Origin of the sequence: Anabaena sp. UHCC 0399, from assembly GCF_034931465.1 — a bacterium.
Lineage (GTDB): Bacteria > Cyanobacteriota > Cyanobacteriia > Cyanobacteriales > Nostocaceae > Trichormus > Trichormus minutissimus.
Window position 1 is genome coordinate 17,737 of record NZ_JAYGGZ010000060.1, and the last position, 23,875, is coordinate 41,611.

The 23,875-nt window shown below is 41.0% G+C and carries 20 protein-coding genes and 1 tRNA gene; 14 read left to right on the top strand and 7 right to left on the bottom strand.

Features of this window, described 5'->3' with window-relative positions; genetic code table 11:
• Positions 1-19: 19 nt before the first annotated feature.
• Together VB693_RS24830 and VB693_RS24835 are read right to left on the bottom strand one after the other, a co-directional pair.
• On the bottom strand, positions 20-1,165 hold the full coding sequence (locus VB693_RS24830) for a glycosyltransferase family 4 protein (protein ID WP_323268585.1): 1,146 nt from the start codon (positions 1,163-1,165) through the stop codon (positions 20-22).
• A gap of 109 nt (positions 1,166-1,274) precedes the next feature.
• The gene (locus tag VB693_RS24835; RefSeq protein ID WP_323268586.1) at positions 1,275-2,444 is read right to left on the bottom strand and encodes a glycosyltransferase family 4 protein; all 1,170 of its coding nucleotides are present in this window, start codon (positions 2,442-2,444) and stop codon (positions 1,275-1,277) included.
• A 277-nt stretch (positions 2,445-2,721) separates the two neighbouring features.
• Between VB693_RS24835 and VB693_RS24840 the strand changes: the two genes are divergently transcribed.
• From VB693_RS24840 to VB693_RS24855, 4 genes are all read left to right on the top strand, one after another.
• Positions 2,722-3,213, top strand: coding sequence for a hypothetical protein (locus VB693_RS24840; protein ID WP_323268587.1), 492 nt, complete (start codon positions 2,722-2,724; stop codon positions 3,211-3,213).
• Positions 3,214-3,239: 26 nt separating this feature from the next.
• Positions 3,240-3,659 (top strand): hypothetical protein, encoded by a 420-nt coding sequence (locus VB693_RS24845; RefSeq protein WP_323268588.1) that lies wholly within the window; start codon positions 3,240-3,242, stop codon positions 3,657-3,659.
• Between the two features lie 269 nt (positions 3,660-3,928).
• Entirely contained in the window at positions 3,929-5,095 is a 1,167-nt protein-coding gene (locus VB693_RS24850; protein ID WP_323268589.1) for an AGE family epimerase/isomerase, read from the top strand.
• 103 nt (positions 5,096-5,198) lie between these two features.
• Positions 5,199-5,786 carry a Uma2 family endonuclease gene (locus tag VB693_RS24855; RefSeq protein ID WP_323268590.1) on the top strand — a complete coding sequence of 196 codons (588 nt, stop codon included), beginning with the start codon at positions 5,199-5,201 and terminating at the stop codon, positions 5,784-5,786.
• 60 nt (positions 5,787-5,846) lie between these two features.
• Here VB693_RS24855 and VB693_RS24860 read toward each other — a convergent pair whose 3' ends face one another.
• Positions 5,847-6,212 (bottom strand): zinc ribbon domain-containing protein, encoded by a 366-nt coding sequence (locus tag VB693_RS24860; RefSeq protein ID WP_323268591.1) that lies wholly within the window; start codon positions 6,210-6,212, stop codon positions 5,847-5,849.
• A 135-nt stretch (positions 6,213-6,347) separates the two neighbouring features.
• Between VB693_RS24860 and dprA the strand changes: the two genes are divergently transcribed.
• Positions 6,348-7,466 carry a DNA-processing protein DprA gene (dprA, locus tag VB693_RS24865; protein WP_323268592.1) on the top strand — a complete coding sequence of 373 codons (1,119 nt, stop codon included), beginning with the start codon at positions 6,348-6,350 and terminating at the stop codon, positions 7,464-7,466.
• 69 nt (positions 7,467-7,535) lie between these two features.
• Here the strand turns inward: dprA and psb28 are convergent, their stop codons facing one another.
• The 4 genes from psb28 to VB693_RS24885 all read right to left on the bottom strand — a co-directional run bounded on the left by psb28 (position 7,536) and on the right by VB693_RS24885 (position 10,649).
• Positions 7,536-7,907, bottom strand: coding sequence for a photosystem II reaction center protein Psb28 (gene psb28, locus VB693_RS24870; RefSeq protein ID WP_190702527.1), 372 nt, complete (start codon positions 7,905-7,907; stop codon positions 7,536-7,538).
• Between the two features lie 100 nt (positions 7,908-8,007).
• Positions 8,008-9,498 carry a serine hydrolase gene (locus tag VB693_RS24875; RefSeq protein ID WP_323268593.1) on the bottom strand — a complete coding sequence of 497 codons (1,491 nt, stop codon included), beginning with the start codon at positions 9,496-9,498 and terminating at the stop codon, positions 8,008-8,010.
• Between the two features lie 316 nt (positions 9,499-9,814).
• Entirely contained in the window at positions 9,815-10,552 is a 738-nt protein-coding gene (locus tag VB693_RS24880; RefSeq protein ID WP_323268594.1) for an RNA methyltransferase, read from the bottom strand.
• Between the two features lie 25 nt (positions 10,553-10,577).
• Positions 10,578-10,649, bottom strand: a tRNA-Thr gene (locus VB693_RS24885).
• A 246-nt stretch (positions 10,650-10,895) separates the two neighbouring features.
• Here VB693_RS24885 and argF point away from each other — a divergent pair.
• From argF to VB693_RS24930, 9 genes are all read left to right on the top strand, one after another.
• On the top strand, positions 10,896-11,816 hold the full coding sequence (argF, locus tag VB693_RS24890; RefSeq protein WP_323268595.1) for an ornithine carbamoyltransferase: 921 nt from the start codon (positions 10,896-10,898) through the stop codon (positions 11,814-11,816).
• A 364-nt stretch (positions 11,817-12,180) separates the two neighbouring features.
• On the top strand, positions 12,181-12,786 hold the full coding sequence (lexA, locus tag VB693_RS24895; protein WP_323268596.1) for a transcriptional repressor LexA: 606 nt from the start codon (positions 12,181-12,183) through the stop codon (positions 12,784-12,786).
• A 117-nt stretch (positions 12,787-12,903) separates the two neighbouring features.
• Positions 12,904-14,382, top strand: coding sequence for a DNA phosphorothioation system restriction enzyme (locus VB693_RS24900; protein ID WP_323268597.1), 1,479 nt, complete (start codon positions 12,904-12,906; stop codon positions 14,380-14,382).
• Positions 14,383-14,651: 269 nt separating this feature from the next.
• Positions 14,652-17,621 (top strand): CBS domain-containing protein, encoded by a 2,970-nt coding sequence (locus VB693_RS24905; RefSeq protein WP_323268598.1) that lies wholly within the window; start codon positions 14,652-14,654, stop codon positions 17,619-17,621.
• A gap of 387 nt (positions 17,622-18,008) precedes the next feature.
• Positions 18,009-18,182 (top strand): hypothetical protein, encoded by a 174-nt coding sequence (locus VB693_RS24910; protein WP_323268599.1) that lies wholly within the window; start codon positions 18,009-18,011, stop codon positions 18,180-18,182.
• Positions 18,179-20,251 carry an AAA family ATPase gene (locus VB693_RS24915; RefSeq protein ID WP_323268600.1) on the top strand — a complete coding sequence of 691 codons (2,073 nt, stop codon included), beginning with the start codon at positions 18,179-18,181 and terminating at the stop codon, positions 20,249-20,251. Before VB693_RS24910 ends, VB693_RS24915 begins: the two co-directional genes overlap by 4 nt.
• 47 nt (positions 20,252-20,298) lie before the next feature.
• Positions 20,299-21,237 carry a nucleotidyl transferase AbiEii/AbiGii toxin family protein gene (locus tag VB693_RS24920; protein WP_323268601.1) on the top strand — a complete coding sequence of 313 codons (939 nt, stop codon included), beginning with the start codon at positions 20,299-20,301 and terminating at the stop codon, positions 21,235-21,237.
• A gap of 104 nt (positions 21,238-21,341) precedes the next feature.
• Positions 21,342-23,240, top strand: coding sequence for a DUF3370 family protein (locus VB693_RS24925; RefSeq protein WP_323268602.1), 1,899 nt, complete (start codon positions 21,342-21,344; stop codon positions 23,238-23,240).
• 83 nt (positions 23,241-23,323) lie between these two features.
• Positions 23,324-23,875: Uma2 family endonuclease (locus VB693_RS24930; RefSeq protein WP_323268603.1), on the top strand; the 552-nt coding region annotated here is incomplete at its 3' end.

Below are 23,875 nucleotides of genomic sequence, written 5' to 3' on the forward strand. Positions count from 1 at the left end.
ACCTGTCACCTGTCACCTGTCACCTATCCCCTATCCCCTTAAGACACTTGGCTATTTGCTGATTCACATTAGCCACATCAAAACGCTGACTAGCAATATTCCTCGCCTGATTAGCAATGGTTGCAGTCATTTCTGTCTCTTGCACACAAGTATTAATGGCTTGTGCTAGTTCTTGGGGTTCTCCTGGTGTCACCAGAAAACCATTCACCCCATGTTCTACTAATTCCATTGCACCCCCGGCTTTAGCTGCAATTACAGGTGTTCCGCACAGCATCGCCTCAACAATCACTCTCCCAAAGGGTTCGGGTGCAGTGGAAGTATGGGTAACTAAATCACACGCTGCCATTAATTGGGGAATATCTGCCCGAAATCCTAAAAATTTCACACGATTTTCTAGTCCTAATTGGGCAATTTGTTGGTGTAATTGTTTAACATAATCTTGCTCACCAAATAAGGCATCACCCACTAAAATAGCTGTTACTTGAGGCGGACATTTAGCTATAGCTTCAATCAGGATGTGCTGACCCTTCCAAGGTGAAAGTCTGCTGAAGTGTCCGACAACGAATTTATTTTCTAACCCTAATTGTTGCCGCAGTTTTTGGATATCTTCATCACAAGTTTGATAAATTCTGGGGTCGAAACCGTTATAGACAATTGTAGTGAGTTCTGGCTTTCCTCCCGCCTGCACAAAAGCCTTTTGACTAGCTTGGGAATTAGCTATAACTAAAGATGCAAAACGATTAGCTAAGGTAATAGCAACCCGTAAGTTAGTTTTACTAAAGTGTTCTAAAGAAAGAATATCGTGTAAATGATACACTAATGGACGACGAGTTACGAAGCTAGCGATCGCCCCTACAACCAAGGCTTTTTGAGTATTGGCGTAGATTACATCATATTTATAAGCCTTTTCTACTACCTTAGCGATTAACGGTGCTAGTTGCCCTAAACTAGCGAAAGCTTGGAGTAAATTGCTTTCTTTACGAACTGCGATCGCTTGATTTGTCAAAACTTCTACCGGGATATGATTTTGTTCTAATAAAGTTCTAAAATCACCATCAGCGAATAAACCCACCAAAGCGCGATCGCAGTAGGGTTTAGCAATATCAATTAAACACAGTTCTGCACCGCCTGGTTTACCACTTTGGTCTAAAAATAATATTTTCATATGATGTATTGTTTAATAAACATGAGTCTTAACTCTGTGTCTCTGTGTCTCTGTGGTGAAAAATAATTTATTTAACCACAGAGTCACAGAGGCACAGAGAAAATGATATTTAGGCTAAAATTACTTGTCGCACGCGTTGACCAATTTTTTGCCAATCAAAGTTATTAATAGTATATTCACGGCAATCTTTTCGTGACGGGATAGGAAGTTTTTCTAGTAATATTTGTGATAATTTTTCTGCAATCGCTGAGGTTTCGGTGGAATTAGTAATTAGTTCCGGGGAGAATGGTTGTAAAATTTCTGGCATTCCCCCAATTGGTGTACATAAAACTGGAGTACCACAAGCTAGCGATTCTATAATTGCTAATCCAAATCCTTCAAAAGATTGGCTAGGCATCACAGTTAAGTTAGCAGCTTGATAAGCTAAAGGTAATTGCTCATCAGGAAGAAAACCTAAGAATTTCACGTTATTTTCTAGACCTAATTCTTTAGCTTGCTGTTCTAAACTAGCTTGCAGATGACCACGACCTGCGATCGCTAGCCAAACATCAGGTATTCTGGGTTTAATTATGGCTATGGCGGCTAATAGTTTATCTAGTCCCATGCGTTGTACTAAACGCCGGGATGTAAATAAAACGGGACGATGTTCTGGCCAGCCTAGTTGCTGACGCGCCGCTTGGGGTGATAAGTTAGGCTGGAAGCGATGAAGATTCACCCCACCAGGGATAACATGAATTTTGCTCCAGGGTATTTGATATTTTTGGTGTAAAATATTACCAAAAGCCTTGCTTAAAACCACAAAGCGATCGCAGTAATTATAAGTAGTTTGTTCTATCAGCCGACGCTTGAGAAAAATTCTAAATTGATTATTTCCTGTTTCCTGTTTGCTTTCAAATGCCCAAGGCCCATGAAAATTAAATGTAATTGGTACTCCTTTGGGTAAAATGTCTAAAATAGGAAAACTATATAAAGCAAAATGTAAATTAATCGCATCTGGTTTGCTGACTCTAGTTTTCTGAAAATTAGTCCGAATCGACCAAAATCTTTGGCAAATTGAACTCTCTGGGGATGCTAAGTTAGTCAACTTGATGGATGTATTCAGTTCGGTTTCTGGTAGACCAACTCCGCATAATTCTACTTTGTCTTGATTAGATACTAAGGTATGAATTAAGTCATAAACATATCTTTCTAATCCTCCCGGAGTTTGAGGAAACCAACCTGTACCGATGGTAAGAATAGACGCAGATATTGAATTAAAATTTTCTTTTTTATCTTCCACAACAAATCTCCAGAGTTAAATTTTGCATTAATTATAAGTTGACTTTTATACCAAGCTAAATTATTTGTTTGTATACAATCCTAAATTAATACTGTTTAATATTTATCTTCTGCTATTCTCTAATATGATCAGTCAAATTTACGTCTGACTAGATAGAGATTTTATTAAACTTGTTTGTTGCGAAGAATAATTTTTGAGTAATTACGTAAATGTCTCCAGGTGTTACTGGCAAAATTCTGTTATTCTTGCGTCAATTAATACCAACTAAACGCGATCAATGAGACAGTTAAAGCAACTTGACCCCGTATTTGAGGAACTTTTTACTCAAATTCAACCAGAGATTAAAGATACCTTGACTACAGAGCAAATAATAGCTATAAGAAAAGCTTTCAGCTCTAATACTTGGACTCGTCGCCATTCTTTAGACTTACGAGTTAAACCCCCCATACCAGGACTAAGGTTTTATATGGTATTGCTGGGTGGTGTAGAACAACGTTCCAAACAGCGATCGCAATATGGAAAAGTTTTATACCCTCTGTGGACTCCAAGCAATATCATATTTCTAATCCTATTTCTCATGATCTTATCGGGTTGTAGCTTGGTTATCTTTTCTTCTCTCTTATCTTCCTTTAGTTCCATCTCCCATTCCAGTTCTTCAGTGTCGCCGACATCTATTCCCTGGATTTTCGATAAATCTGAATGTGAACACACTGGCAGAACTTGGGAGGATAGCAAGTGTTGGGATAGTGAACACAATCCTATGTTTTAAAATATACTTCTATTCACAGCAAACAGATGACTAACAAAGATTTGCAACAAAATATTTCCACAACTGATCCTTTTGTCCAAAAATTTTTTGCGCGTATTCCTCCATACACAGCAGCTACCTTTACTAATCCCCAATTGGCAGAGCTAAAAAGAGTATTTCAGGCTCGCGTTGAACAAAAGCATTCTGTAGATATTAGGCTTTCTTTGCCAATGTTTAAATGGCGTTTTTATCTGGTTTATTTGCTGGGTAAAGAAAATCGCCAATTAAAACGCGTACAAGCTCCTGTTTTAAAACCTGCAAACAGAATTTTAGTGACAATATCAAGTTTTGTACTGATAACATCTTTATTGGGTACACTCCACATGGTTAATAAAATGTGGGGAATTAATACCGTTCCAGAGCAAGCAATTAAAGAATCTATCCGAGTTTTGCTCAACAAAGATTAGATTTATCAGGGACGTATCTACCAATCATCTACCTTTTGATCAGTTTTGCAATTATTGCTCTTCATTTTAATTGCGATCGCAGCATTCTAGACTTCTTGCATAAATGCTTAACCTATCATGTTGAGCAAAGCGAAACATCTCAAAGATTCTACATTTCATTCAAAATAACACATCTCATTTTCGGACTTTTACAAGAGGTCTTCTCTACTACTTGTAGTCTATCCCCAGCAAAGCGATAATTAACCCTGTTGGTTTTGAACAGGGGCAACATGGGATACGACTTGACAACACTGGCAGCACTTTACAAAAACGCTCTCCTCAATGATGTCCTGCCATTTTGGGAACAGCATTCTCTCGACCCGGAAGGCGGCTACTTCACCTGCTTAAATCGTGAAGGTCAAGTTTATGACACCGACAAATTTATCTGGTTGCAAAACCGCCAAGTCTGGACTTTCTCCATGCTTTGCAACCAACTAGAAAAACGCGAAAACTGGTTGAAAATTGCTAGCAACGGGGCGAAATTTCTAGCTCAACATGGTAAAGATAGCGAAGGTAATTGGTATTTTGCCTTAAACCGTGAAGGCCAACCCCTAATTCAGCCCTACAATATATTTTCTGACTGCTTTGCCGCGATGGCATTTAGCCAATATGCCTTAGCCTCTGGTGAAGAATGGGCGAAAGATGTAGCCATGCAAGCATACAAAAATGTTTTACGTCGCAAAGACAACCCCAAAGGCAAGTATACCAAAGCCTACCCCGGCACACGCCCAATGAAAGCCTTAGCAGTGCCGATGATTTTAGCCAATCTCACCCTAGAAATGGCTTGGCTACTTCCTAGTGAAACCTTGGAAAGTGTCTTAGCTAGCACAGTACAGGAAGTAATGACGGATTTTCTCGACCAAGAACGGGGACTAATGTATGAAAATGTTACCCCTGATGGTTCTCATATTGATTGTTTTGACGGTAGGTTAATTAACCCTGGTCATGGTATCGAAGCCATGTGGTTCATTATGGATATTGCCAACCGTAACAACGAAAGTAAAACTATTAACCAAGCTGTTGACGTGGTGTTGAATATCTTGAATTTTGCTTGGGATAGTGAATATGGTGGGTTGTATTACTTCATGGATGCAGACGGACATCCCCCGCAGCAATTGGAATGGGATCAAAAACTTTGGTGGGTGCATTTAGAGTCTTTAGTGGCTTTAGCAATGGGTTATCGCCTGACGGGACGTGCAGAGTGTTGGGAATGGTATCAAAAAATGCACGATTATGCTTGGTCACACTTTGCGGATGCAGAATACGGTGAATGGTTTGGCTATCTGAATCGTCGTGGAGAAGTGTTGTTAAATCTCAAAGGCGGTAAGTGGAAGGGATGTTTTCATGTTTCCCGTGCTATGTACCTATGCTGGCAACAGTTTGAGCTATTACGATGACCTCCGGCCGGTCATAGACTAACAGCTACGCTGGGCAGAATGCGATTCGCCATCAGTTTAACCTTTGCTACCCTACAAGTAAAACTGACAGGAGTAATATCCTATGAATATTGTCACACCAAAACGATTCACTATTGATGAGTATCATCAATTGATTAAATTGGGATTTTTAAAGGAGGGCGATCGTATAGAATTAATCCGGGGAGAATTGATGCAAATGGTAGCTAAAGGAACACATCATACAGTCTGCGGTTCTATTCTGTGCCGCCAACTAGATAAAATTTTAGGTGATAGAGTAGTTATTCGTAGTCAAGATCCTATCACCCTCTTTAACCAAAGTGAACCTGAACCAGATGTTGTCATTGCAGAGGGTACAGATGAAGATTATCTCACTCATCATCCTTATCCCGAAGATATTCTACTAGTTGTAGAAATTTCTGATTCTACATTGATTTATGACCAAACCAAGAAGCTAGAACTGTACGCAGAAGCTGGAATTTCTCACTATTGGATCGTTAACTTAAATATTAGCCAACTTGAGCGTTACAGTCAGCCTTATCAAAATACTCAAGGTACATTTAACTATCTCAGCAAGCTAATTTCTTTACCCAATCAGTCAGTTGCAATTCCTGGTTTTGAAGATATGCTATTAAACTTGAGTCGGATTTTTCCTATGGGTACTGTTGGTTAGTGATTTGTCGCGTAACTTACCATTGTCATCTACAAATATTTACAGACCTATTTAATTTTCTTAGTTCATAGCAATCAGTAAACAAATAAATAGCAACCCCAGCAATAGTAACAAAGCCTGATGGCGTTTGATCCAGTTATTAATTGTGGTTGTCAAACTACTAGCACTACGCTGTTGTTCTAAAATGGATTGCCTTTCAGCAATATTTTGGTAAAGAGTACAGTCTTTAGCATAGGGACGTTGGGGAAAGTTGCAAGTATCATCAGCATGGTAGGTGCAGCTGTTACATAGATATTCATTTTTATTAGCACGGTGTACAGTAATGCCGGGATGTCCGTAGGCTTTGAGTGTTGTCCGACAATAGGGACAAGTTAAAGCCTGACTATCAATGAGTTGGTGACAGTGGGGACAAGATACAGTAGCCACAATTTAAGCTCAAATTACTAAACATTCTGATTTTAACTATTTTAAAAGTGCTGAGTAATCTTCTTGTTACTCAGCACTTTTCATCCAATACCCAAATTTGGGAACAATTAACTAAGTGGGTGCGAGGAGATAAAAGTGTTAGAAGAACGCGCATATTGGCTAGCTTGGGCGCAAATTTCGGGGATTGGGCCAGTGTTGCTGCAACGACTACAGCAGCATTTTGGGACGTTAGCGACAGCATGGAACGCTACTAAAGCTCAATTGGGAGAAGTTGAGGGGTTTGGTTTACAAACATTAGCAAAAGTGGTAGAACAGCGATCGCGTCTCAATCCACAACAATTACTCATCCAGCACCAACAAGAAAATCCCCATTTCTGGACACCAGCCGATGCAGAGTATCCTCGGTTGCTACTAGAAACCCCCAGTCCACCGCCGATTTTGTACTATCGGGGTGAGGTAGAATTATCAGAAAATCTGGGACAAAAACCCCTAGTGGGGATTGTGGGAACTAGACAACCATCAGATTATGGCATTCGTTGGACTCGCCAAATTAGTACAGCTTTGGCGAAAAATGGCTTTACGGTAGTGTCTGGGATGGCGGAGGGAATCGACACGGAAGGTCATAGTGCAGCAATGAAAGCTGGCGGACGAACAATTGCCGTTGTTGGTACTGGTGTAGATGTGATTTATCCTCACAAAAATCGGGACTTATACAAACAGATTTTGACGGCTGGATTAGTTGTCAGTGAATACCCAGCTAAAACTCCACCCGATCGCACTCATTTTCCCCGTCGTAATAGAATTATTGCAGGTTTGAGTCGCGCCATATTAGTCATAGAAGCACCGTTAAAATCAGGTGCTTTAATTACAGCCACCTACGCGAATGATTTTGGCAGAGATGTCTATGCACTCCCTGGCAGAATAGATGATTATCCATCCCAAGGCTGTTTAAAATTAATCAGTCAAGGAGCATCTTTAATTCTCAAAGAACTAGATGAATTACTCAAAATGCTGGGAGCAATACCACAAATTGACACTGTTAACACATCGCCAGCACCAGAACAGTTAATGTTGCCCATCCTATCACCAGAACTGCAACAAGTGATGGATGCAATTGCAGTGGATACGATACCTTTTGATTCACTTGTGCAGAAAACAGCTATGAATACTAGTTCAGTTTCTAGTGCTTTATTACAGTTAGAACTAATGGGTTTAGTTTCACAGTTACCAGGAATGCGGTATCAGAAAGCGTAGGAGGGGAGGTGACAGAGGACAAGAAAGCAGGGGAAGCAGGGGGAGAAAAATACAATGCCTAATGCCCAATTACGATTTTTCCCCATATTCCATACCATTAGCATCAGCATAACGGTGCATAAAGCGCATGAATCGTTCCCAATGATCATCGCGCTCAATTTCAACTTTGCATTCTACTCCCCTTAGTTCATCGCCTTCATCACCCCCAAAAATGAATCGAGTCGAAGATGGGGTAAGACTAATTTCACCTTCTTCATCAGTTAAAAGTAAGGCATTTAAGGATTGTTTTGTAAAACTGTTGAATCTCTCCAATGCTTGCAATTGCTCAAACGTCATCATCACAATGCGTTTACCAGTGCGGACTTCGCGCCGTAAACTGACGTTACTCAGTTCTTCATAAATACCGGCAAAAAACTGAATTGAGGGGGTTGTTGAAGACATAATTAATTCAAAATTTAAAATTGGGCATTGGAAATTGGGCTTAGGAGTAAAATTTCTACCCTGTCTACCTTGTATCCCACTACACACTTACTTTACTGTCCTATCTAGGAGGGTAATATTGTTGTTGTGGATTCACTACAGGCGGTTGATAGCCACTAATAGGGGTGCTGGATACAGGTGCATTGATGATGGGAGATTGATAGCTTGTTGGGGGTATGCTACTGGTGGTGTTGCTAGGTGTGGGAGGACTTTGGCTAAACTCTTGGTAAGCGGCGCGAGAAATTGAGCTAATGAGTTTTTCTGCACGGGGGTCATTGTTGGGGCGTTGTACCATGACGGCAGCTATGTAACGCTTACCAGTAGGGGTATCAATGATACCAGCATCTGCTAATACAGTGCCAATATCGCCTGTTTTATGATATATGCGCGCGCCTTGATCTAAGCCGGAAGGTAGGAGATGATTTCGTTCTGTGCGTCGCATTATATCAAGTATTTGATCACGCGATCGCATACTAACTAATTTGCCCTGACTTACCATAGACAGCAGATTCCCCAATTCTTTAGGGCTGGTGGTGTTTGTGCCTTGCAAATCTGGCAATGGGTTGCGAATGGCTGTGCTGGTGAGTCCCCAACTCTGAAAACGCTGATTAACTGCTTCTATCCCTCCTAATCGGGCAATCAGCATATTGGTGGCGGTGTTGTCGCTGACGGTGATCATTTTAGTTGCGACTTCTAAAGCAGAATACTGCGTTCCAGCAGGGTTGGATTGTAGATTTCCCGAACCACCAACCATCATCTCCTTTTGCATGGTCAGCATTTCATCGAGGCGAATTTTACCAGTGTCTACATCCTGGAAAAAGGCAATTAAAACTGGGACTTTAATGGTGCTGGCCGCAGGTAAGCTGTTATCAGCATTAATATTTACGTATCCCCCTGTATCTAAATCAACTAGGAAAACCCCAGGAGTAAGATTGGGATTGGCTGCTGCCAACTCTTGGACAGCATTTTTTAAAGTTGGGATTTCTTGGGAGAGGTACAAGCCAGCAGCTGAGTTAGTTGGGGCGGGTTTTGGTTGCACTTGTCCACTATTGTTAGATGTAGTTGAAGTTGTAGGAGTGGTGTGGTTTGCGGGATCTAAGACTGATAAGACAGTACCAACAATAGCACCAATGCCAACGCCGACAATTAATAACCGGATGGCGTACAAAATCGCTCTAGCCATTGGCTTTAACCGCGTTTTTTTTGATACTCGTCTACCCATTTTTGGTAACGGCTGTCTCTGAACTCGTACTGTTTTTACCTTCACATTCCTCGACGGCGTTGGCATCTGCCTAGTTGCTGTAGGAATGGGTTTGACGACAGTCGGCATCATTAATCCTTGTTTGGACTTTCTCGTCCCAAGAGCAATGGGGGGAGGTAAAATATTGTTGTTATCCAAACGTGTGACGACCGCCGCACCTGTGGCTGCACGCTGCTGATTAGGAACTTTAACTTTTTTCGGTTCGCCTTTTGAAACTTTATGCGATCGCTGGCGACGGGTTACAGGTTGTCGCTGCGAAAAATTTCTTAGTTTGTCACCTGACTCTGACACTGCCACTCCTTGTAACTTACTCAATTTGTTGTTTAAGGCAGGAGGCAGGAGGCAGAAGGAAACTTTACTCGCCTCTAGTCCCTAGTCCCTAGACCTTTTTCCTTATATCCTGGTGTACCCAGTTTCATGACGGCTACTTAGTAGCATTTTTGTGTTTAGTTTATGTCATATTAAATAATTTGGGAAATAATTGCGTCAATCTTAAACTTTTGATAGAGGATTGGGAACTAATCAATTCAAAATTCAAAATTCAAAATTATTCGCGTTAGCGTCACGCAGTGAAGAACCTCTGAGGACTGGGGACTAATTCCCAAGTTCATGACGACTTATCTGTTTGGTTGTTAATTGCCCATTCTACCTGTCGCAGCAGGCCGCGCAACATTGCTACTTCGTTTGTTTGCAGATGAGCGCGATTATATAGTTGGCGGAATTTTTCCATGCGGCTGGTTGCTGTATGGGGATACAGGTAACCAATGCTTAGGAGTAACGATTCTAATTGCTGATAGTATGTCTCGACTAATTCTAATGGAGCTAGTTCCGTGACTGTGATGGTTGGCGTTTCGTTTAATTCTGCTTGTTGTGCCAGTTCGTAACAGCAGATACCCACCGCACTAGCTAAGTTCAAAGATGAATAATTGGGACTACTAGGAATGCGAACGAACCTGTGGGCATAATTTAATTCTTCATTGCTTAATCCCCTATCTTCCCTGCCAAAAATCAGGGCTGCGGGTTGGTGGGGTGGTTCTAATAACCAAGGTAGTGCCGTTCTAGGATTTTCTAAGGGGACTGAAAAATCGCGATCGCGTCCCGTGGTGGCGATCGCACTTACACATCCTTGCAAGGCTTCTGGTAGCGTGTCCACCACTACCGCCGACTCTAAAATATCTTTGGCATGAACAGCCATTCTCATCGCTTCTGTCGATAGGCGATCGCATTGGGGATTAACTAATACTAAATGCTCTAACCCGAAATTCTTCATCACACGGGCAATTGAGCCTACATTTAAAGGGCCGGCTGGTTCTACCAAAACAATTCGTATCCCAGCCAATCCCATTATTCACACTCCTAGCTTCTCTCAAAGCCAGCAGTCGGATTTGAACCGACGACCTTCCGATTACAAGTCGGATGCACTACCACTGTGCTATGCTGGCAGGTTTTTTGCTTACTCTCAAGCACTCACCGATTTTAAATTATATCACAACATAATTATTTGTCCAGTATTTAGTTGTGAGTAATGAGTGGAGAGTGAGGAGTGCTGAAATGATGAAATCATCAGCAAAGTTGATAAATTGATAAATGTAGCAAAAGCTTTCCCCCCCTTCTGCCTTCTGCCTTTCTTTTTGACATAGCAGGGGAAAGAAACAGAAGCATATAATTGTTCTTTACAGATCAAAAGCATGGCAGCATTGTTTGGACGAGATTTGTTAAGTCTGGCAGACTTGAATTCTACGGAACTTCAAGAACTGCTGCAATTGGCAACGCAGTTGAAATCACAACAGTTGCAGTTGCGATGTAACAAAGTTTTGGGGTTGTTGTTTTCTAAAGCCTCAACTCGCACACGAGTTAGTTTTACTGTGGCAATGTATCAATTGGGTGGACAAGTCATTGATCTAAATCCTAATGTCACCCAAGTTAGTCGGGGAGAACCCATACAAGATACGGCGCGAGTATTAGATCGATATCTGGATATTCTGGCAATTCGCACCTTTGAACAACAGGAGTTAGAAACTTTTGCTAACTATGCCAAGATTCCGGTAATTAATGCACTCACTGATTTAGAACATCCTTGCCAGATATTAGCTGATTTATTGACAGTACAAGAATGCTTTGGCACTCTTGCCGGGTTAACTTTAACCTATGTTGGTGATGGTAATAATGTTGCTAATTCTTTGATGCTAGGCTGTGCTTTAGCTGGGATGAATGTCAGAATTGCCACTCCTCAAGGCTATGAGCCAGATTCTACCATTGTGGAAAAAACACGCGCGATCGCTGCTAATAAAACAGAAGTTTTAATTACTAATGATCCACAGTTAGCAACTAAGGGGGCAGCCGTACTCTACACTGACGTTTGGGCAAGTATGGGGCAAGAAGCTCAAGCAGACGATCGCTTTCCGATTTTCCAACCTTATCAAATTTCTGAGCAGTTATTGAGCTTTGCAGAGCCAAATGCCATTGTTTTACATTGCTTACCTGCCCATCGCGGCGAAGAAATTACCGCAGAAGTGATTGAAGGTTCACAATCACGCGTTTGGGATCAGGCAGAAAATCGATTGCACGCCCAAAAGGCTTTATTAGTCAGTCTCTTAGGTGCAGATTGAGTTTTGAGTGCTGTTAGCGGAGCGGGGCGTTAGCCCGTGCTGTTAGCGGTAGCGCGGCGTTTAGCCGGTGCTGAGGTAAGAGTCATTAGTCATTAGTTTTAACCTCTGTCACCTGTGTTTCTCAGAAGCAGTTTGAAAAGTCAAAAGGTAAAAGAACACAAACTTCTTTCTTTTACCTTTAAAAACTAATCAGACAAAATTAATTACCTGTTGTTTTACTGTCACCTGTCCCCTGTACCCTGTCACCTCTCCCCTATCCCTTATCTCTTTTCTCAACTACTTATTTTTATTTTTATCTTGTGATTAATGATTTTTTATAGTACTAATGTTCTAGGGACATTTATATTTACCTCCCTCATATTTTATGGAAAGGCTAACAGAAGCGCAACAAGAACTTTATGAATGGTTGGCAGAATATATCAGAACGCATCAGCATTCTCCTTCGATTCGCCAAATGATGCAAGCGATGAATTTAAAATCGCCCGCACCAATTCAAAGTCGTCTAGAACATTTACGCAATAAAGGATACATAGAATGGACTGAAGGGAAAGCGCGAACTATTAGAGTTTTACAATCTATCAAGCAAGGTGTGCCGGTTTTAGGCACAATTGCGGCTGGTGGTTTAATAGAACCTTTTACTGATGCTGTAGACCATATCGATTTTTCTAATTTTACCTTACCACCCCAAACCTATGCTTTACGGGTAGCTGGGGATAGCATGATTGAAGATTTAATTAGTGACGGTGATTTAGTCTTTCTGCGTCCAGTTCCCGAACCTGAACATTTAAAAAATGGCACAATTGTTGCAGCCAGAGTAGATGGCTACGGTACTACATTAAAACGTTTTTATCGAAATGGCGATCGCGTCACCCTCAAACCCGCCAACCCCAAATACAACCCCATCGAAGTTTCAGCTATGCAAGTCCAGGTACAAGGTTCTCTCGTCGGCGTTTGGCGCGGTTACGTCTGAATAAAAAATAGGGACTGGGACAAGGAAGCATTTCTACCTTGTCTCTTTCCAACACTTCATACCAAATCTGCAAGATTTCTTTAATTTTGAATTTTGAATTTTGAATTTTGAATTTTTATGTACCTGACGCTAAATCCAGTGCAGCAACTACCCTCTTTCCGCCTGAAATTACCCTTTGTTAAGGAAGGTGGGGGGAGTTACCAAACTCAACCATTACCAGGATGCCCTAAAATGCCGACATCTCTGCAATTACGCCAGTATCAGCAACAAGCTATTACTAACTGGTTTGCAAATAACGGCAGAGGTACGTTGAAAATGGCTACTGGTAGTGGTAAAACTATCACTGCACTGGCTGTAGCTTGTGAACTGTACAAACAAATTAACTTGCAAGTGTTATTGGTGGTGTGTCCCTACCGCCATCTTGTCACCCAATGGGCGAGAGAATGCGAAAAGTTTAATTTACAACCAATTTTAGCTTTTGAGAACGTCCGCAATTGGCAAAGTCAACTTTCTACCCAACTTTACAATCTACGTTCTAGTTCTCAAAGTTTTGTCACGGTGATTACTACTAACTCGACATTAATTGGTGATGGGTTTCAATCGCAACTCAAGTATTTTCCGGTCAAAACTTTAATTATTGGTGATGAAGCTCATAATTTAGGCGCACCTAAATTAGAAGAAAGTTTACCCCGCAGTGTGGGTTTAAGACTAGCTTTGTCTGCTACACCAGAAAGATATTTTGATGATAATGGTACACAATCTCTATTTGATTATTTTGGCACAGTTTTGCAGCCGGAGTTTACTTTGAGAGATGCAATTTCTCAGGGTGCTTTGGTTCATTACTTGTATTATCCCATACTTGTAGAATTAACTGAAGCTGAAAGTATTGCCTATTTAAAACTAACTAAAAAAATCGGTAGGTCTCTACTCTACCGTGATCGAGAAAATGGGCAATCATCTAATTTTGAGGATAACGAAGATTTAAAGCCATTATTAATGCAAAGAGCGAGATTAATTGGTGCAGCAGCCAATAAATTAAATGCCCTACGGGAATTAATGGCAACTCGTCGGGAAACTACCCATACACTTTTTTATTGTAGTGATGGTTCTCTAGAAACAGGGCAGCGTTCATCTTTACAACAACTCAAAGCTGTTGCTAAAATTCTAGGGGTAGAATTAGGTTATAAAGTCAGTACCTACACAGCCCGAACACCTTTAATAGAAAGAGAAATTTTACGAAATCAATTTGAAAATGGTGAATTACAAGGTTTAGTTGCAATTCGCTGTTTAGATGAAGGGGTGGATATTCCAGCTATTAAAACGGCGGTAATTTTGTCAAGTTCTGGCAATCCTCGCCAATTCATTCAGCGACGGGGAAGAGTGTTACGCCCCCACCCACATAAGGAGCGAGCTACTATATTTGATATGATTGTTTTGCCACCAGATTTAGATCGAGAAACCATAGAAGTAGAACGCAATCTGTTAAGAAAAGAACTAAGACGCTTTGTTGAGTTTGCTGACTTAGCTGATAACGCAGGTGAAGCTAGGATAAAACTACTTACTTTACAAAAACGATATGGCTTGTTAGATATTTGACAAAAAATACAAATTACTCACGGTAGCGATCGCTAGGAAATTATTGTAAATACTTATATCATTGATAAGAAAATCTGTATTATCAATAGTACATTACAAAATGTTGCTTTCAGAGCATAGTCAAAATAACATCACAATTTTCTTTGATAGAAACGCAAACTATAGCCTATGTGGTGAAATACTCGTAATCTTCCAGCTTTTTTACTATTTAGACTTTTAACGATAACTCCTTTGTAAAATTAAGTCTCTATTGAACAGGCGGTTGAAGAATGAATTCACCGTATGCTATTGATTTGCCGACTCTAGACTTAGTAATTCAATATTCGCCTTGGACTGTAACACCAGATACGCTGGTGATTGATGTAATTGGTTTAATGAATCGGGTAAGAGGTGGTGATAGTAGTCTATTCAATGCCATATCGCCCCAGCACGACAGTTGTGCTTTGATCGTCGAGGGAACGAGGTTAGTAGGAATATTCACGCTGCAAGATGTAGTACATTTGACTGCTTTAGGGAGGAATTTATCTGAGGTAAGAATCGCTGAGGTGATGACACAACCAGTTATTAACCTCACACTTACTGAGAGTGAAAATGCCCTGGCGGCTTTATTATTCATGCGTCAGCACCAGATTCGTCACTTACCTGTAGTAGATACAAAGGGAGAATTAATCGGGCTGATTACTCAAGACAGGATTCGTCAGGTGGTTGAGCCAGCACACTTGTTGAAATTTCGCACCGTGGCGGAGGTGATGGTAACTACATTAGTTCACGCGCCACCAACTGCATCAGTGTTAGAATTAGCCCAATTGATGAGCGATCGCCGCATCAGTTGTATAGTGATTGTGGCAGGAGAGCAGGAGAAAAAAAAGAGCAGCCCTCTATTACCAGTGGGGATTATAACTGAGCGAGACATCGTAAATTTTCAGTTGCAAAGACTGGATATCGCCCAAACTCCGGCGGAAGCAGTAATGAGTCAGCCGGTATGCAGCGTCAGTTCAACTGCGTCCTTGTGGACGGTGAAGCAGTTGATGCAGGAGCAAGGGGTGCGGCGAGTCATCGTAGTGGGGGAGCAAGGAGAACTCCAAGGGCTAGTAACACAAACTAATCTGCTACAAATCTTTGACCCCGCAGAAATCCTAGGAGTCATGGAAGCCTTACAAAAAACAGTAGAAGAGCAGACAGTGCAATTGAGGGAAGCCAACGAACAGTTACAGCAACACGTAAGACAACGCCAACAGGTAGAAGCATCACTCCAGCAAACCGAAGCAGAATTAGAATTGCGAGTAGCAGAAAGGACTGCTGAACTGGTGCAGGCAAATACACGCTTACGAGGAGAAATAGCAGAGCGCGAAAAAGTTGAGGTAGCTTGCCAAGAAAGCGAGCAACGCTTGCAACTTGCACTCTCAGCTAGCAGCACAGGTATTTGGGACTGGAATCTCAAAACTAATGAGGTGATCTGGTCTGAGAGTATGTTCCCTTTATTTGATGTCAATCCTGATAAATTCGAGGGTAAGTTTGAATCATCATTTTTGAATTTCGTTCATCCAGAAGACCGTGAATTCGTAGCGCAGTCAATGGCGCGGGCTATTGATGAGCAAGCTATCTGTGATATTGAGTTTCGAGTAGTTTGGGCTGATGGTAGAGTACACTGGGCCAATGGCAAAGGGAAAGTCTTCTACGATAAAAATAGTCAGCCGGTACGTATGATTGGGGCGCATCAGGATATCACTGCTCGCAAACAGGCAGAACACATAATCCGAGAGCAAGCAGCTTTAATTGATATCGCCACCGATGCTATTTTTGTTCGAGATTTAGAAAAACGCATCCTATTCTGGAGTCGAGGTGCTGAAAACTTATACGGTTGGACAGCAGAGGAAAGCTTGGGAAAGAAAGCTGATGAGTTATTTTGTCGAGGATTATCATCACAACTTGCAATAGGTATGCAAGAAACGATTGAGGAAGGTTCTTGGCAAAGTGAGTTAGAGCAAATCACCAAAACTGGGAAAAAAATTATCGTTGCGAGTCGGTGGACGCTGGTACGCGATGAATCGGGAAAACCTCAATCCATCCTAGTAGTAAACACCGATATTACAGAGAAAAAACAACTAGAGCAACAATTTTACCGCGCTCAAAGGCTTGAGAGTGTAGGAACTCTCGCAAGTGGCATTGCTCACGACCTCAACAATGTCTTTGCTCCCATTATGATGATTGCTCAATTACTGCCTTCCAGATGCAAAAATGTTGATGCGCGGACTCAAGAACTATTCCAAACACTGGAAAATAGTTCTCAGCGTGGAGCTAACTTAGTCAAACAAATTCTCACCTTTGCCCGTGGGACAGAAGGGAAACCGATTCTATTACAACCTGGACATCTGCTCAAAGAACTAGTCAAAGTTATCAAACAGACATTTCCCAAATCTATAGAAATTCAGACTCATATCCCCACTAACACACTGTGGATGGTTAAAGCCGATCCTACCCAACTGGAGCAGGTGTTTATGAATCTCGCAGTCAACGCCCGTGATGCTATGCCCAATGGTGGGATATTGACCATCTTTGCGGAAAATCGCTTCCTTGATCAAACCTATGCCCGGATGAACCTTGATGCTCATCTGGGAGACTACATCGTTGTTACAGTCTCTGATACAGGAACAGGCATTCCTCCAGAGTTATTGGAGCATATTTTTGAGCCATTTTTTACAACTAAAGAACTTGGGACAGGTACAGGACTAGGACTAGCAACAGTTTTAGGTATTGTCAAAAACCACGCTGGTTTTGTGGAGGTATCGAGTCAAGTAGGCAAAGGTACGCAATTTCAGGTGTACTTGCCAATAGGAGAAGGAACATTGGCCGAGTCGAGAATAGAAGGAGAACTGCCCAGAGGTAACGGCGAGTTAATTTTGATAGTAGACGATGAATTAGTAATTCAAGAAACAACCAAGGAAACCTTAGAAAATTATAACTACAAGACCCTTGTAGCTAACGATGGTATTGAGGCGATCGCACTTTATGCACAATACCAGCAAGAAATCAGCGCAGTCTTACTAGATATGCTCATGCCCAACATGGACGGATTAACCACCATCCGCACCCTGAAAACCCTAGACCCCGAAGTTAAGATTATTGCCACCAGTGGTTTACCCGCCAACTGCCAAAAAGCCCTTTTCGTAGGTGCGACAGCCTTCTTATCCAAACCCTACACAGCAAGAGATTTATTGACTACTTTCTCTCATAAGTAAGTAGTTAATAAATCTCTCTTCTCTCTGCGGGAAGCTCCGCGAATGCGCGAGTAAATCATCCCCCATTCAGCAACGCCAACATATTCTGTGTAAATTTTTTCTAAAAGCTGTAGTCAATTGTACGTTATGTGAGAAAATAGATAAATAATAGTATAATGGGGCATTCGCAAAAATTTTAAAATCACAAAAGTCCGATTATAAAAAACTTCAGCATCATTCAAATATATCAGCAACCGCAACAAAAATAAAGACCATTTTGTCAAAAAATTTTAAAATTTAACAGCGATAATTTGCCGAATTAAAAAATAGCCATAATAGTGGCTTTACGGATGTAAAAACAGCAATTGCGGCAGTTAAAATAGAGAAACCCGATCTGCAAAAAATAAGATGTCGCCAGAGCAAAATATAGATGATGTGCAAGAGCCAATTATGAATGCTCCGCCAGAGGTGCGACAAATTATAGAACGAGTATGGCATTTAGAAAAAAATAGACTAGATAAGAAAAGTAATAGCCCCATCAATGATGATATTTTAGACATTGTGAAGGGATCAGTGCAATGAAGCTCACTTCCATTAAATTGTGTAACTTCCGCTCCTTTTATGGCAAAACCCCAGAGATGATAATTTCTGGGGGAGATGTTCTCAACACCACAATTATTCATGGCAATAACGGCTCAGGTAAAACCAGTTTACTAAATGCCTTTACGTGGGTATTATATGAGAAGTTTAGTGCTGCCTTTGCCTCCACAGAACAATTAGTCAATAAAAGAGCGATCGCCCAAGCACAACCAGGACAAGCTGTAGAATGTTGGGTAGAAATTAACTGGGAACACGAAGGTAAACGCTATAACGTCAAACGCCAATGTCGCGGTTATAAAAATAAAACTGACTTTGCAGTCGGTAAAACCGAATTACTCATGCAAGTAGCTGGAGATGATGGTAGGTGGTATTTTCCACTCCAGCAACCAGAAGAAATTATCGGGCAGATTTTACCAGTCAGTTTACACCAATACTTCTTCTTTGACGGCGAACGCATCGAAGAAATAGTACGTTCTGATAAGAAATCAGAAATTGCGGAAGCCACAAAAATTTTCTTAGGTGTAGAAGTAATTAACCGTTCCATCAAACATCTTGGAGAAGCCAAAAAAAGTTTAGAGAATGAACTAAAAGCCATTGGTGACTCAGAAATCAAACAGCTTTTAAGAGAACAAGCCAAACTCGAACAAGAAATTGAGCAAATCAACACCCGGCAAACAGAAATAAAGCAAGAATTAGAATATCAACAAACCTTTAAAAAAGAAACAGGTAATCGCCTGCAAGAACTCAGCGCAGCCAAAGAATTGCAAGAGAGACGACAAGAATTAGAAAATCAAAAGAAATTAAATCAAGATAATTGGCGACAAACAAAAGAAGCTCTAAAAAAAATTATTTCCTCACGGGGTTATACTGTCTTACTATCAGACACAACAGCCCAATTTCGCGCCATTCTCCATGACCTAAAGCAGCGAGGTGAGTTAACCTCTGGAATTTCGCGGGAATTTGTTACAGAATTACTCAACTCTCAAAGTTGTATTTGTGGTGCAGAATTACATCCAGAGAATCATGCCCATGCTAATGTAAGTATGTGGTTAGATAAAGCAGGTTCTTCATCAGTAGAAGAAACCGCAATTCGCATGAGCGCACAAGTAGACGAAATTGACAAACAAGCCGCAGCTTTTTGGGAAGAAGTAGACAGAGAACAAACCAGAATCAATCAATTACGTCAAAACATTTCCCAAATCGAAAGCGAATTAGATAACATTCAAGAACGTTTGAGAAAAGACCCCAACGAAGAAATCAGCAACTTGCAAAAACGCATCGATGAAATTGAAAGCAAAATTGATGAATCTAACCGAGAACAAGGTGCAAATCAACAAAAAATTACTCAGCTAAAAACAGAAATCGATGCTTTAATTAAACAAATTGCCAAACAAAAGCTGAACGAAGATAAACAATTATTAGCACAAAAACGCATCAACGCTACTCAAGATGCCATTGAACGCCTAACCGAAGTCAGAAACCGCCAAGAAAAGCAATTTCGCTTACAATTAGAAAAAAGATTACAAGAAATATTTACTACTATTTCTTTCACCCCTTACGTTCCCACAATTAGCGATAAATATGAATTAACACTAATAGAAAATACCTCTGGTATAGAAGCAGCCGTAGCGGCTTCCACAGGTGAAAATCAAATTCTCAGTTTATCATTTATCGCCAGTATTATTGATAAAGTCAGAGAATGGAGTGCCAAGCGTAAAATCCTCACCATACCCGATAGTAGCACCTTCCCAATTGTCATGGATTCACCCTTTGGTAGTTTAGACGAAACCTATCGCCGCCGCATTGCTCAAACATTACCAAAATTAGCAAATCAGTTAATCGTCTTAGTCACAAAAACTCAATGGCGGGGTGAAGTAGAAGCCGAAATGTCAGACAGAATTGGTAGAGAATACGTCTTAATTTATTATTCCTCTAAACCAGACTGTGAACAAGACTATATCGAAATAGCCGGAGAAAGATATCCTTTAGTAAAGCAAAGTCCCAATGAGTTTGAATATACCGAAGTAATTGAAGTAGAAAGAGATTGGTAATCTGATAATTCCTAAGTTTTTATTCAGGAATTTAGTTCTTTTGACCTATGTTCATTAAACCTCAAATTCAAATACCAAAACAATTACCATTTTTAGAAAAATTATGTTGGCAAAGAGAAGATATAAAAAATCTTACTCTTTTAGAAATGCTGAAAATATATGAGCGAGGATGGCATTATCGAGGAGTTTTAGGTGATTTGAGCCAAACAGAAACTTTATTTGTGCAACAATTAGCTCAATATTATAAATCCTGGTTAGGAGTGCAAATGTTTGAGAGGGAATTGCATCAAATAATTTTAAATGTTCTTAATCAATTAAATGCTAATTTTTTACTAGAATCTGAAGCATACTTTGGTGGCGGAACTCTGGTGAGTTTAAAACATGGCGAATATAGATTAAGCAAAGATATAGATTTTCTCTGTTCTTCTGGTACTGGCTATCGATGGCTACGACAAAACATAGCCGAAAATCAATATAATGCCCTATTTAATACACAAAACAATCTCAAATTTCCGAGAGAAATCAAATCTGACCAGTACGGGGTAAGATTTGCCATTATGGTTGATGAAACTCTGCTAAAATTTGAAATTATTAGGGAAGGACGTATCGAATTGGGAGAACCAGATTATCCCACTTGGTCGCCCGTACCATGCTTAAATGAAATTGATAGCTTTGCTGAAAAACTTTTAGCCAACTCCGACAGATGGAACGATTCTTCAGTAGATTCGAGAGATTTAATCGATTTGGCTATCCAAAGGCTCAAGTCTCCAATTCCGATAGAAGCTATTAAGAAAGCAGAGACAGCCTATCCCGTAATTGAACCTTTAAAAAAAGCGATATCTTCTTTTCAAAATAACCCTGCTTATCGAGACAAATGTTTTACTGCTTTGCGAATCATCAACCCCAGTAAAGTTATTGATGGGATTGATTTAATGGCGGCGGATTTATCATTAGAAAAAACAGTTAGAACACTCAGCGAAAGTTAATTACTGCAACCCCCAAAAAACAAAGATATATTTTTTTGTAACGAACTACAGATCAACCCAGAAGAATAAAGATAATTTATCGGTGTTTATATGTACTGATAAAAATGAACTTTAGAAATATTTCTCTAGCAATTGGCTTAATTCTCAGCTTATCAAACTCCCCCGTTCTAGCCTTCCCTGATACCCAAAAAGATTGGGCAAAAAATTGCATCCAACAACTAGGAGAACGCAAACTAATCACAGGCTATCCTGATGGCAGTTTTCGCCCCAACGCTACAGTAACACGGGCAGAAGCAGCCGTACTAATGCTCAATGCCTTCCCTAATGCACCCATCAAGCGCAGTGCTATTACATTTAAAGATGTACCCGTTAATTATTGGGCAAATAAAGCCATTATCACAGCTTACCAAAAAGGATTTTTTTCTGGTTATCCCAACGAAATTTTTCAACCTAACCAACCAATTCCTAGGGCGCAAATTATCGGTGTTATGGCTGGGGCGAAAAATTATAACTCCCTACCTAACCCAATGCAGACATTAAAACAATATTTTGATGATGCTGCACAAATACCTAACTATGCCCAAAGTGCGATCGCATCTGCGACAATTAACAGTATTGTGGTTAACTACCCCAATGTCAAACAGCTAAAACCCCTTCAAAGTAGCACTAGAGGCGAGGTTGCGGCTTTGATGTGTCGGGCGTTGAATATCTACACAGTTCCCCCGCAATATATCGCAGGTGTCACCGTCCAACCCCAAGAAGTGCGTTCCTTACCGGGAAAACTAGATACAATTCCCACCTTTAACAGCAACAGTCCTGAACTAGTGACAACTGAAGGAATTTTACTTTCCACCTTCCCCCCAGAAGGTAAGCAGGTACAGGATGCACATTTAAATTATGCTTTTCAAGGCAGATTTGATATCTTCACCCATCATATCGCCCGCGCAGAGACAGCAAATCAAAATCGCATTGTCTACCAAGGGATAATCGTACATAATCCCGGTAATCAACCTGTCACATTGCAAGTATTACAAGCCGCCAGCTACTTAACCAGAGAAGCACCGTTTATCAACTTACCTGATATGGCGGATAATGCCCAAAGTACAGTCTATTCCGGCCCTGGTAGTCGGACAATGACCGATGTTTTACAGGGTAAAAGACAAGCTATTTTTCCGGAACAAATAGTTATAGCACCGGGAAAAACTGAAATATTAACTAGTTTACCCATCCCTGTCCAAGCACCTGGTTCTAATGGTCGCACTGTGATGATGCGTTTGGTGAGTAGTGCGCCAGTGTATTTGGCTAATTTAGCCAAGAATAGTAATGTCTCTCCTAACTTAACCGAGTGGCAAACAATCCTCAATACAGGTAGTTTAGCAGGGAAGCGCGACCCCATACCTACACCCCTTGACCCTCCTAGAGAACCGACAGTATTTAGCCGTGTGGCTGGTGTCTCTGAGGGTACGCGATGGCTAGCGGTAATTACAGACAGCCCAAGTATATCTGGGTTGACAATACCCCAACCAGGAAAAGCATTCTCTTACCCCTTGGGAACTGTGCATTTAATTACCCTCAGTACAGGACAAATTCAAAGTGCGCCGATGTTGAAACGTTATCCTGATACGGCTTACTTTGCTCACAGTAACTATGGTGTAGAATACAATCTCAGTTTGCCTCTATTTAACTCCAGCAATCAAACTCGGACTGTAACTGTAGCAATTCAAACACCATTAAAAGATGAGGGTGGTACAGATAGACTGCTGTTTTTAAATCCGCAAGTAGAACAGGTATTTTTTCGGGGAACGGTGCGGGTAGGTTACACCGATGATAATGCTAGGGAACAGACGCGTTATCTGCATCTAGTACAGCGACGGGGACAACCAGGGGAAGCTTTGGTACGGTTGAAGATGGTAGCCGGGGAGAAGCGGCAAGTTCGGGTAGACTTTTTGTATCCTCCTGATTCTACTCCGCCGCAGGTTTTGACTGTGAGAACTGAGGGGTGATTTTACTCACGCAGAGGCGCAGAGACGCAGAGAGGAGGAGAGATTGTTAGATTTAAATTATCTCCAATTTGTATAGGTGGTTTATGAGTATTAAGACTGAGGCGACAATTGAAGATTTATACCGCTTGCCTGACAATTGTAAGGCGGAAATTGTGAATGGGAAATTGGTGCTGATGTCTCCAACTGGATTTTTACCAGGACGTGCTGGGGGTGAAATTTATGCTAGTCTGCGTGAATATGAACGCTTGACTAAAAGTGGCTATGCTTTGCCAGATAATGTGGGTTTTTTGGTGAATCTTCCTCACTGTCGTTCTTTGAGTCCTGATGCTGCGTTCTATACTGGTAAACCTACTGGTGGAAAGTTTCTCAATGGTGCGCCTGTGTTTGCGGCTGAGGTCAGAAGTGAAAATGATTATGGGGATAAGGCTGAGGAAGATATGGCAAATAAGCGGTGTGATTATTTTGCGGCTGGTACTTTGGTAGTCTGGGATGTGGATGTACTCAAAGAGGAAGTGATTAGGGTATACCATGCAAGCAATCCCGAACAACCGCAAGTTTATCGTCGTGGTGAGATGGCGGAAGCTGCACCCGCATTACCAGGATGGTCATTTCCGGTAGATGATTTGTTTTTTTCT

Coding starts and splice junctions, on each gene's coding strand:
- VB693_RS24830 (WP_323268585.1), bottom strand. CDS start 1,165: ATGAAAATATTATTTTTAGACCAAAGTGGTAAACCAGGCGGTGCAGAA.
- VB693_RS24840 (WP_323268587.1), top strand. CDS start 2,722: ATGAGACAGTTAAAGCAACTTGACCCCGTATTTGAGGAACTTTTTACT.
- VB693_RS24845 (WP_323268588.1), top strand. CDS start 3,240: ATGACTAACAAAGATTTGCAACAAAATATTTCCACAACTGATCCTTTT.
- VB693_RS24850 (WP_323268589.1), top strand. CDS start 3,929: ATGGGATACGACTTGACAACACTGGCAGCACTTTACAAAAACGCTCTC.
- VB693_RS24855 (WP_323268590.1), top strand. CDS start 5,199: ATGAATATTGTCACACCAAAACGATTCACTATTGATGAGTATCATCAA.
- psb28 (WP_190702527.1), bottom strand. CDS start 7,907: ATGTCTTCAACAACCCCCTCAATTCAGTTTTTTGCCGGTATTTATGAA.
- VB693_RS24880 (WP_323268594.1), bottom strand. CDS start 10,552: ATGGGATTGGCTGGGATACGAATTGTTTTGGTAGAACCAGCCGGCCCT.
- argF (WP_323268595.1), top strand. CDS start 10,896: ATGGCAGCATTGTTTGGACGAGATTTGTTAAGTCTGGCAGACTTGAAT.
- lexA (WP_323268596.1), top strand. CDS start 12,181: ATGGAAAGGCTAACAGAAGCGCAACAAGAACTTTATGAATGGTTGGCA.
- VB693_RS24900 (WP_323268597.1), top strand. CDS start 12,904: ATGTACCTGACGCTAAATCCAGTGCAGCAACTACCCTCTTTCCGCCTG.
- VB693_RS24905 (WP_323268598.1), top strand. CDS start 14,652: ATGAATTCACCGTATGCTATTGATTTGCCGACTCTAGACTTAGTAATT.
- VB693_RS24910 (WP_323268599.1), top strand. CDS start 18,009: ATGTCGCCAGAGCAAAATATAGATGATGTGCAAGAGCCAATTATGAAT.
- VB693_RS24915 (WP_323268600.1), top strand. CDS start 18,179: ATGAAGCTCACTTCCATTAAATTGTGTAACTTCCGCTCCTTTTATGGC.
- VB693_RS24920 (WP_323268601.1), top strand. CDS start 20,299: ATGTTCATTAAACCTCAAATTCAAATACCAAAACAATTACCATTTTTA.
- VB693_RS24925 (WP_323268602.1), top strand. CDS start 21,342: ATGAACTTTAGAAATATTTCTCTAGCAATTGGCTTAATTCTCAGCTTA.